Genomic DNA, 10360 nt, shown 5'->3' with positions numbered 1-10360 from the left:
ATAATATTTTGTGTCGTTACATTTATTCTCTCACAGTGGAGGAAAATATAAAAGCCTAACGGCTTAAAAGTTAGGCAATTCAATGATTGCAGAATTGTGCAATCGGCTATACACAAGATATAATAAGGAGTGTATAAAATGTGTGAAAAACAAAAGATGCTAAATGGCGAAATTTATAATGCCTATGATAAAGATTTAGTACTCTTAAGAAATAAGGCTAGACATCTTACAAAGATGTATAATAATACCGACCCTGAGGAAGCAACACAAAGAATAGAGTTAATAAAAAGATTGATAGGGAAAATAGGTGGTGGATTTGAGATAGAACCTCCATTTAATTGTGACTATGGAACTAATATTGAAATTGGTGAAAACTTTTATGCTAATTTTAATTTTTTAGTTTTAGATGATGGCCTAGTAAAAATAGGTGACAATGTATTATGCGCTCCTAATGTAAGCATATTTACTGCAACTCATCTACTTGATCCTAAATTAAGGCCTAAAAATGCTGATTATACAAAAGCTGTAACAATAGGAAACAATGTATGGATTGGTGGTGGGTCTATAATAAATCCAGGTGTAACTATTGGTGATAATAGCGTAATAGGTTCTGGTAGCGTGGTTACAAAAGATATCCCAGCTAATGTTGTAGCTGTTGGAAATCCATGCAGAATACTAAAGAATATTGACTAGAATACATAAAAAAGAGGTTACCTACTGAAATACATATTTCAGAGGTAACCTCTCTTAATTTTATATTTATTCATTTGGATGATTGTATATCATACGGTCGTATACATGATTAAATCCCATCTTGCGATAGAGGTTTTTAGCACGTTTATTATCAAGGTCTACATGAAGAGAAAGATTCCCATCTGTGAGTTCTATTGCACGTCCTATAAGTTCGGATGCCACACCACGACCTTTATTGCCTGGTTTAACACCAATATATGCTAGATGATAAGTTGGAATAAACCTTTTGAACCCCATGCTTACTACAATACATATACCTTGTTCTTCGCCATTTCGCTTGGCTATTAACAAAAATCCCTCTTTCATAGCTTTTTCTATAGCATCTACGGTCTCTCCCACCGAATCATTATAAGTTGCAAGCCAAGTTCGTGTCATTTCAATTAAATCCTCTTTGCTTTTATCGCTGAAGCTTTTAATTTCACATACTTCGATTTCACTTCTAGCATCATTTAATATAATTAAATGTTTCCCGTTACTTAACAATCCTTGCTTTGTTTTTTTAATAAATGCAGCCATTGCATATGCTTCTTTTCTTGAAATCATAACACCTTCAAGTTCTTTTAACATTGTTACAGCTTGCTTAAGTTCATCCTCTTCGATACCAATCATTTCTACTCGTGTTTCCATAATAATTTTCATAATCGAGGAAGCAATATCTGAATGTTTTTCAGACAATTGTAAATCTTTTTTTTCAGAATTATTCTCATTATTTTCTATCAGTTTGCTTTCCATCTTGCCTATGTTCATTTTATTAGCATATTGATCTAGTACTTCCTGCCAAGCTGGGCTTGAACCACATAATAACTGAGGCATATCAGATAACTCTTCATCTACCCAGCTTTTGATTAATCCACTATATACACTTGAAAGTGTATATCCATATCCTAATTGTAGTGTTATAGTATCAACTTTAAAATCCATACGCTCCAAACACTCTTTCATCATGTCCTCTAGGACAAGATGACTAATAATGTTGTTTAAATTCCATTCACACATCAAATACATGTTATTCTTTTCTGCTATATCTCTTAACTGTAGACGAGTAAACGCGTCCTTTTTATCCCTTAGGTCAAATAAATTTGATTTATCTAGTCTTGATAGTTTCCATTTTTCTTGTTTAAATAGAGGTACTTTAACGCCAAGTTCTTCAATTTTTGCAAATAGCATAACTGATTGTATGTAACAATAAGATCCATCAACTAATATTTCTTTAAACCCAGTAGCAATAGCATCTCTTACTAGAACTTCTGCAATACGGTCGTATTTATGTCCTGATGGGTTAGCTCCTTCAAGTTTTAAATATATCTCTTCTATACCCAATGCTTTCTCAATTTTTTTTGCTCTCAATAATGGTGTTCTTCCACTTTTTCGCATAATATCTCCTTCAACACTTAATTGTGCTTAAATTCAAAAACACTCTAACCTATTTACACTATTAGAGTTAGAATGCCCATTTTGTGAAACTATAGTCTTAATTGTATATAGTATATCATTATAGGTCGAAATCTACAAATATAGCCTACCCATTTCCGAATATTATAATTATATTTTTGTAACTTTATAATACAATTATAATTTCTATGTAGAATGACACATAATATGATATTATTAGAATGACGGATTAAATTTACTAGTTAACAACGAAAGGAGAAAAACATGTCAGAAAAAATAATAAAAGCTAAACATTTAACATTGGTATCATTGGTTTTGATGATTTTTACTTCAGTTTATGGATTTAACAACATTCCAAGATCATTTTATAAGATGGGGTATGCCGCTATTCCATGGTTCATCATATCGGGAATAACATTTTTTATTCCTTTTGCTTTCATGATGGCTGAATTTGGTGCAGCTTTCAAGAATGAAAAAGGTGGAATTTATTCATGGATGGAAAAATCTGTAGGTGCCAAATTTGCTTTTATGGGAACTTTCATGTGGTATTCATCATATATAGTTTGGATGGTTAATGTTGCCTCGGGTGTTTGGGTTCCTATATCAAATGCTCTATTTGGTAAAGATACAACTCAAGCCTGGGCATTATTTGGATTTACAGGACTGACTGGGCCTAAAACTCTAGGAATACTTGGAATTATTTGGATAATATTTGTTACATTTATATCAACTAAAGGATTAGAAAAGATTAAGAAGGTAACTTCATTAGGTGGAACAGCAGTTGCAGCATTAAACATAGTCTTATTGATTGGAGCCATACTCGTTTTAATAGGAAATCACGGCCAGTTAGCTCAACCAGTAATTGGACTTAGCTCATTTACAACATCACCAAATCCTGCTTACACTGGAAATATAATATCATCCTTTGCTTTTATAGTATTTGCATTATTCGCTTATGGTGGTATCGAAGTTGTTGGAGGTCTGGTTGATGAAACAGAAAATGCAGAGAAAACATTCCCTAAAGGTGTTGTTATTTCAGCAGTTGTTATCTCAATTGGATACTCACTTGGAATATTCCTTGTTGGGATATTTACTAACTGGCAAAATGTTATGAATGATAAGAGTGTTCATTTAGGTAACGCTGGTTATGTAGTAATGGGTAACCTAGGATATGCTCTTGGACAAGCATTTGGCGCGAACGAAGCAACTTCACTTGCTATGGCACATGGAATATCTAGGTTTGTTGGAATTTCAATGTTCTTAGCTTTAGCAGGCGCTTTCTTCACATTAATGTTTTCTCCATTGAAACAAATAATTGAGGGAACTCCAGCAAAGTTATGGCCTGGAAGACTTGCAGAAATGAAAAACGGAATGCCTCAATACGCAATGTGGATACAAGCTGCAATAGTTTGTATTATGATTGCTCTTATATCCTTTGGCGGAGAGACTATGTCTGGATTCTTTGATGTATTAGTAGCGATGACTAATGTTGCTATGACTCTTCCATACTTGTTTATTGCATATGCATTCATACCATTCAAGAAAAATAAAGATATTGTTAAGCCTTTCGAAATGTTTAAAACTGATTCAAGTGCCGTAATATGGACAGTAGTAGTTATGTTCACTGTTGGATTTGCGAATTTTTTCTCAATAATACAACCAGCACTAGAAGGTAATTTGTCAATAACAATTTGGAGCGTAGCAGGGCCTATTTTCTTTGCTTTCGTTGCATGGTTAATGTATTGGATGTATGAAAGAAAGTATACAAATATTTAATATTTTTTTCTTAAAGATGATTTCTACTAAAAGCGTAGGAGTCATCTTTTTATAAATATTATATTCTAGAATATCTGTTTTATTTTATCAAATCTACAAATTGTCCATCTACAATTCCCCTTAACGAAACTACATTTATTTCCACTTGATATCCTATCTTCCCACCACTTACAATTACCTTTTCTATATTAACAGCGTTTTTATCAATTAATGTTTTATACTGTTTTTTCATACCTATAGGGGAACATCCACCTCTAACATATCCCGTATATTTTTGCAAATCTATTAAATCTAACATCTCAATTTTCTTCTCATTGGTTGCTTTTCCAGCTTTCTTAAAGTCTATTTCTTCTCTAACTGGAATTAAGATAACATAAATAGTTTTAGAACTTCCCATTGTAACTAAAGTTTTATAGACATATTTTTCATCTCTTCCTATTTTTTTAGCCACAGATACTCCGTCTATTTTATCATCCTTCTTATCATAAGTTATAGCGCCGTATTCCACTTTCATTTTATCTAAAATTCGCATAACATTTGTTTTTATCATTTCTTTCTCCTATATTTAAATTTATTTATTACAAATCAAGTTGTATTTCTATATTATATACTCTCTCGGATATGTATGCACTATTTACCAGACACTATAACATATCCCCTATAAAAAAATTGTATTATATTGAAACGACAAAGAAACCACTCAAATTTTAATTAAGCAGTTCCTTTGCAATAATAATACTAAACGCTAACTCGTTTTACCAAGCATTATTTCTCAATAATACTACCATCCGAAATAATTTCTTCCTGTAATTAAATTTCCAATAAGTAATATTCTAGCTATATCGCCAAGTCCGGCACCATAGCGACCTCTTTGTCTCATATTTGAATCTTCGCAATCATAATCCTCATCATCAATATCACGTTTATGATGTTCTTTATACTTGTCACATATATCCTTACACATATGATCCATTTCATCTTCGCTCGGACAATACATTCTACCATATTTGGCCACCATTATATCATAATGATGTTTAACCATTGGATGCATTTTTATATAAACCTTAGGATACATGATTTTTAAATCTTCATCATCCTCATCACACTCAAGCATTTGATTTTCATACATAGGCATATTTGCCATTGGCATGTTCATCATAGACATATTCTCCATAGGCATATTCATCATGGGCATATTCATCATAGGCATATTCATCATGGGCATATTCATCATGGGCATACACTGTCCAAGATTTTCACAATTCTTGCAACGATAGTCGTACATAAGTACCTCCAAAATAATATTTATAATGTATATTATTCCACTACCATTGTTTTGTTACTATAATTCGTAGATAGACTTTCTAGCAGTGCCTGCGTATTTACAGATTTATAGTTGTAGGTTAAGTGTATACATCTGAAAACTCTATATTCATTTTATGCACATAACTTTCCATAATATTGTCTCCATTTTTCTCCTTAATTTCATCTATTAATACTATTGGAAGTTTAACAATGAAGTTACTTCCAACCCCGTAAGTACTTTCTACAGTTATTTCACCACCTTGCATTTCAACAAAAGATTTTACCAAAGCTAATCCTATACCACTGCCTTCGTTATTTCTATGTGAAGTATCGTCAACTTGTAAAAATCTTTCAAAAATCTTTTGCTTATCCACATCTTCTATTCCAATACCTGTATCCTTAACTGAAATAATTATATACTCATCCATATCAAATATATTTACAGTAATTTTACCTCCAGCATTAGTAAATTTAGTTGCATTAGATAAAAGATTAAATATTATTGTTTCTACTTTATCTGGGTCACAAGCAGTAATCTTTTCTTCTATATCTGTATCAAATATAAGTTCGATTTGTTTACTTTCAACAAAACTTGCTACTGATAAAGTTATATCCTCCACAATTTTTATAATATCAACATTTCTTCTCATCATATTTATAAATCCTGAATCAATTTTAGTAATGTCTATTAAGTTATTTATAAGTCTAATTAGCCTGTAGCTATTCTGCTTCATCATACCGCTATATTTATATAATTTATTCTTAATATCTGGTACTGCTATATCCTTAATAATAATGTTCGACATTTGCAAAGCAGAAACAATTACATTTATGGGTGTTTTTAATTCATGTGAAATATTTGCTAAAAACTGTGTCTTTATATCATTTGCAGATTCTGCATCTTTAAGTGCAATTCTAAGCTTACTTTCAGTATTTTGAATTTTCAGCATACTCTTTACAATAGCAACTAGAACTTGGGGATTAATAGGTTTTGTTAGATAATTATCCGCTCCACATTCCAGCCCGTGAATCCAATCTTCTTCTTTTGTGAAATAGGAAGAAATGTTAAGTACTGGTAGATATTCAGTATCTGGATTTGATTTTATCTGTATACATACCTCATAGCCAGTAATATCAGGAAGATCAATATCTAGTATTACTAAGTTTGGCTTTTCTATTACTATTTTTTCTAAGGCATCTTTACCACAATCAGCCTGTGTAATTTCATACCCAACCTTACTCAGAATTTTTTTTAAAATGATACGACTTGTAGGATCATCATCTACAATTAGAATTTTTATTTTATTAGTATATTCCATTATTTATCATCCTCTTTCTTATATTTAGATCTTAAAAATACTCATCTATATTTTATCATCATTACTAAATTTTTTTTTATTAGATACCCAACTCCAGCAATAATCTTTATTTTCAACCATCTATTTCAATATAATACATTTATTTGATTTTAAAACTTATAATATTTATTCGACACAAGACATTATTCCCCTTTATTTTAATGATTTTTTTACTTTATTGTCCACTTAATTGATAATTAGCCTGTAGTTTAATTATTTATAGACAAACTATATTCATTTATTATAAATATATATAACATAATTTAGATTATAAGTATAAAATATATATATGCAGGATAAAACGTTAAATTGATTTTTAAGATGTAGATTTATATATAATAATAATAATAATATGGAGGCGTCTATTATGATGGGTACAATAAAGTTTAAAATTGACCTTTTAAGACCTAATCTTCCCTTTATTATAAAGGATATAATCGATAGGCAATACATTATTCAACCAGAATTTAATAGATATGGTGCTAAGGGTATAATTCATGCATTAGAAGATGCAAAAACTAATATAGATTATTTACTTTCATCTATTGAAGCAGATAGCAAGTTGCTTTTTCAGCAATACAACCGCTGGGTTAATGGCTTGTTTACTAATCTTAAACTTCCTGTAAATTCAATCGAAATATTTTATATTTGTACAAAAGAAGTGTTTAAAGAAAGATTTGATACAGGTTTAATCGATAAAGAATTATTTTCTAAAATTAATGAGTTTATTGTGAGTGGAATAGAGTCTCTAAAAAATGAAGAATATGAATCTATCTCATATTTTCAAGAAGATAATCCATTTAAAGAGCTTTTAAATAAATACAGTGAGTTTATTTATGCTGGTAATAAAATATCGGCAATTAAACTTTTTACTGATATATCCAGAAGTGATATTGAAATTAAAGATATTTACAGATATATTTTACAACCATTTCAGTTAGAACTTGGACAACTATGGCATGAAAATAAAATAACTGTAGCACAGGAGCATTTTGCAACTGCCATATCCCAAGTAGCAATGTCCCTGCTTTATGAGCGCATATTTTCTACACCTAAAAACAAAAAGGTATTTTTAGGTACATGTGTTCAGGGAGAACTTCATGAATTTGGTATAAGAATGATCTGTGACTATATGGAATATTGTGGTTGGAATACATACTATTTAGGGGCCAATATGTCTCACCATGGGATAATTAAAATGATTAATGAAAAAAAACCAGATATAATTACAATCTCTTGTTCAATGACATTTAATATCTCAAAAGTACTGGATTTAATTGAGGCAATAAAAGATTCTGGAATATCTACTCCTATAACTGTGGGTGGTTATCCATTTAACATGGACAAAAGTTTATGGAAAAAAATTGGTGCAGATGCTTCTTCAAGTGATTTTGAAGAGGTTTATTCAATGTCAGAAAACCTTTGTAGTAGTACTGGTGCTTATGAAGTCATATGATGAAAAATGGATTGTAATTGCCTGCGATTCAAATTTCATAATAACAAAAATTATAGCAATCAAAAATATTAATATTAATATAAATGCGACTGATAGTGTCTCTAAAATAGTACAACCCAATAATATACATAAGTTTTTAGATTTTAGTCTAACATTAAAAAATGAAAAGGTGTCTTTTGGAGATGAAATTGGCGTTGTTGATGATAATAATACTACAATTTTTATGGATTTTGGTGGAGTTGAATATGACAATAATTATATTATTACATTTTTCACAAACTACCTCGGTCTTTATGAAGATTTAATAAAGATAAACAATGCTCCTGTAAATTTTTTACGTGAAAAAATGAAATTTTACAGCAAGCTCCTGGTAATTACCAAGAGCTTGCTGTAATTAATAATGATGTAATTAATATACAACGTGAACTCTATAAAAAGAATTCAATTATTTCAGACTTAATGAAAAAAAAAGAAGAAACTAATAGAAAACTAGAGGTGCTTAATACAACCAAGGATAGAATTTTCTCAATAATCGGACATGATTTACGTTCACCTCTAGCCAATATAATTCAAAGTATGAACTTGATTGCATTCGATAAGAGTACATATGAGGAGTGGAAGGAAGAAAATTTTTTTAGTACCCTTGGCGATTCCGCAGCTAAGAGTATGCATTTACTTGAAAACCTATTAGAATGGTCAAAAAGTGAGCTTGGTGAATTATCTTTTCACCCAACAAACTTTATTCTTTTAACATCAATACGCCCTGCTATAGATATCTTAAAAGGAATTGCAGCTAAAAAAAAGATTAATATTATTGAAGAATTAAGCTATAACCCTAATGTATATGCTGATAAGCGCATGATTGAAGTAATACTTAGAAATCTTGTCTCAAATGCAATAAAATTTACGAATATGGATGGTCAGTTAAATATTAAAGTTATAATGGAAAAAGGATTTGCAAAAATTATTATAATTGATAACGGGCTCGGAATGTCAACTGAGAAGATAAATACTATTTTTGACTTAACTAAAAACAATGTTGTTCGGGGTACTAAAGGTGAAAAAGGAACAGGTTTTGGTTTGGTGCTTTGTAAAAATCTCACTGAGCAAAATGGAGGCTCTATATCGCTACGAAGTCAAATTGGTAAAGGCTCAGAGTTTTCTTTTACAATTCCTTTGTCAAAGAAGGACTCTTAATATAATAACAATATGTATTTTGAAATGAGTTATAAAAATCAAATGAGAAAAGAGATGATTACAATAAATCTAAATATAATTACACGTGGAGCAATGGCGATGGCACTTATTTTTATTTCATTTTCATTGTTTAAAGGTGTCACAAATATACTTAATGCATTTATAGTACCTTTAGTTTTATATCTATGTTTAATAAATCAAAAGAAAAAACAAATATTCACTCTCTACTTAGCAGTAATTGTATTCTGTATAATATTTTTCAATATACAGTTCTTTTTTATAATATTTTATTGTGCCGTAGCATTTATACTTACTCAGTTACGCCAAAAAAAAGTTAATACGATTTTGTCAACATTAACTTTAACAATCGCTATAAGTTTCAGCTTCTGGATTGGCATAATGCTTACTGATTACTTTTTTTTAACTCATATGAACGAGATTATAATGAAAGTTATGAAAGGAAATATTCTCAAATATGGTATAATGCTTATTATCGAAGGAGCTTTGGTTGGAGTAAGCCAGTTATTTGTATCTAGTATATTTTACAAAAGACTTATAACAATTCAAAAATAAGATTATAAAATAAATGAAAGAAGGCCTTTTTATGAGCGTTGAAAGTGTAAAAAAATTCTTTATTGAAAATGGACTTGAAGATCCAGTATTTAAGCTAGAAGAATGTGGTGCTACAGTTGAACTTGCCGCGATTACCCTTGGAGTTGACCCATCACTTATTGCTAAAACATTATCATTTAGTCTTAAAGATAGAAATATTCTAATTGTTACTAAAGGAGACGCACGAATAGATAATAGAAAATATAAAGACTTCTTTAAAACAAAAGCCAAGATGCTTGGGCATGATGAGGTTGCAGACATAACAGGTCATCCAGTTGGCGGAGTTTGTCCATTTGGATTATTAAATCCCCTAGAAGTATACATAGATGTATCCATTGAGAACTATGAATATGTTTACCCAGCAGCTGGGTCAGCATTTACAGCATTAAAAATCGCGCCATTAAAAATGCAAGAGCTTACACATGCTTTATTTATTGATGTATGTAAATAAATTAATTTAATTAAATATTCACAAATGCTTGACAATTGCTTTTTTCAGTAATATACTAGT

11 protein-coding genes are annotated in these 10360 nt (G+C 30.3%); 7 read left to right on the top strand and 4 right to left on the bottom strand.

The window, feature by feature from the left end:
• Positions 1-138 precede the first annotated feature (138 nt).
• Entirely contained in the window at positions 139-693 is a 555-nt protein-coding gene (locus tag KPL55_RS17190; RefSeq protein WP_216307975.1) for a sugar O-acetyltransferase, read from the top strand.
• 66 nt (positions 694-759) lie between these two features.
• Here the strand turns inward: KPL55_RS17190 and KPL55_RS17185 are convergent, their stop codons facing one another.
• Positions 760-2127: a pyridoxal-phosphate dependent enzyme gene (locus KPL55_RS17185; RefSeq protein ID WP_216307974.1), complete on the bottom strand. Its 1368-nt coding sequence runs from the start codon at positions 2125-2127 to the stop codon at positions 760-762.
• A 282-nt stretch (positions 2128-2409) separates the two neighbouring features.
• Between KPL55_RS17185 and yjeM the strand changes: the two genes are divergently transcribed.
• Complete coding sequence (yjeM, locus tag KPL55_RS17180) at positions 2410-3921, top strand: glutamate/gamma-aminobutyrate family transporter YjeM (RefSeq protein WP_216307973.1); 1512 nt, start codon at positions 2410-2412, stop codon at positions 3919-3921.
• A 79-nt stretch (positions 3922-4000) separates the two neighbouring features.
• On the opposite strand, the gene ybaK is transcribed toward yjeM, so the two are convergent.
• The 3 genes from ybaK to KPL55_RS17165 all read right to left on the bottom strand — a co-directional run bounded on the left by ybaK (position 4001) and on the right by KPL55_RS17165 (position 6545).
• Positions 4001-4471 (bottom strand): Cys-tRNA(Pro) deacylase, encoded by a 471-nt coding sequence (gene ybaK / locus KPL55_RS17175; RefSeq protein WP_216307972.1) that lies wholly within the window; start codon positions 4469-4471, stop codon positions 4001-4003.
• Between the two features lie 231 nt (positions 4472-4702).
• Entirely contained in the window at positions 4703-5206 is a 504-nt protein-coding gene (locus KPL55_RS17170; protein WP_216307971.1) for a hypothetical protein, read from the bottom strand.
• Positions 5207-5324: 118 nt separating this feature from the next.
• On the bottom strand, positions 5325-6545 hold the full coding sequence (locus KPL55_RS17165; RefSeq protein WP_216307970.1) for a hybrid sensor histidine kinase/response regulator: 1221 nt from the start codon (positions 6543-6545) through the stop codon (positions 5325-5327).
• 406 nt (positions 6546-6951) lie between these two features.
• Between KPL55_RS17165 and KPL55_RS17160 the strand changes: the two genes are divergently transcribed.
• The 5 genes from KPL55_RS17160 to KPL55_RS17140 all read left to right on the top strand — a co-directional run bounded on the left by KPL55_RS17160 (position 6952) and on the right by KPL55_RS17140 (position 10300).
• Complete coding sequence (locus KPL55_RS17160) at positions 6952-8040, top strand: cobalamin B12-binding domain-containing protein (protein WP_216307969.1); 1089 nt, start codon at positions 6952-6954, stop codon at positions 8038-8040.
• Positions 7976-8434 (top strand): hypothetical protein, encoded by a 459-nt coding sequence (locus KPL55_RS17155; RefSeq protein WP_216307968.1) that lies wholly within the window; start codon positions 7976-7978, stop codon positions 8432-8434. The genes KPL55_RS17160 and KPL55_RS17155 overlap by 65 nt, the downstream gene beginning before the upstream one ends.
• 65 nt (positions 8435-8499) lie before the next feature.
• Positions 8500-9237: a sensor histidine kinase gene (locus KPL55_RS17150; protein WP_216307967.1), complete on the top strand. Its 738-nt coding sequence runs from the start codon at positions 8500-8502 to the stop codon at positions 9235-9237.
• 24 nt (positions 9238-9261) lie between these two features.
• Complete coding sequence (locus KPL55_RS17145) at positions 9262-9810, top strand: hypothetical protein (RefSeq protein ID WP_216307966.1); 549 nt, start codon at positions 9262-9264, stop codon at positions 9808-9810.
• A gap of 31 nt (positions 9811-9841) precedes the next feature.
• The gene (locus KPL55_RS17140) at positions 9842-10300 is read left to right on the top strand and encodes a YbaK/EbsC family protein (protein ID WP_216307965.1); all 459 of its coding nucleotides are present in this window, start codon (positions 9842-9844) and stop codon (positions 10298-10300) included.
• The last annotated feature ends 60 nt before the right edge of the window (positions 10301-10360 follow it).

Source organism: Clostridium lacusfryxellense (assembly GCF_018861735.1).
Classification (GTDB): Bacteria; Bacillota; Clostridia; order Clostridiales; family Clostridiaceae; genus Clostridium_AD; species Clostridium_AD lacusfryxellense.
Note: the sequence above shows the minus strand (reverse complement) of the source record. Positions and strands in the feature narration are given on the sequence as shown.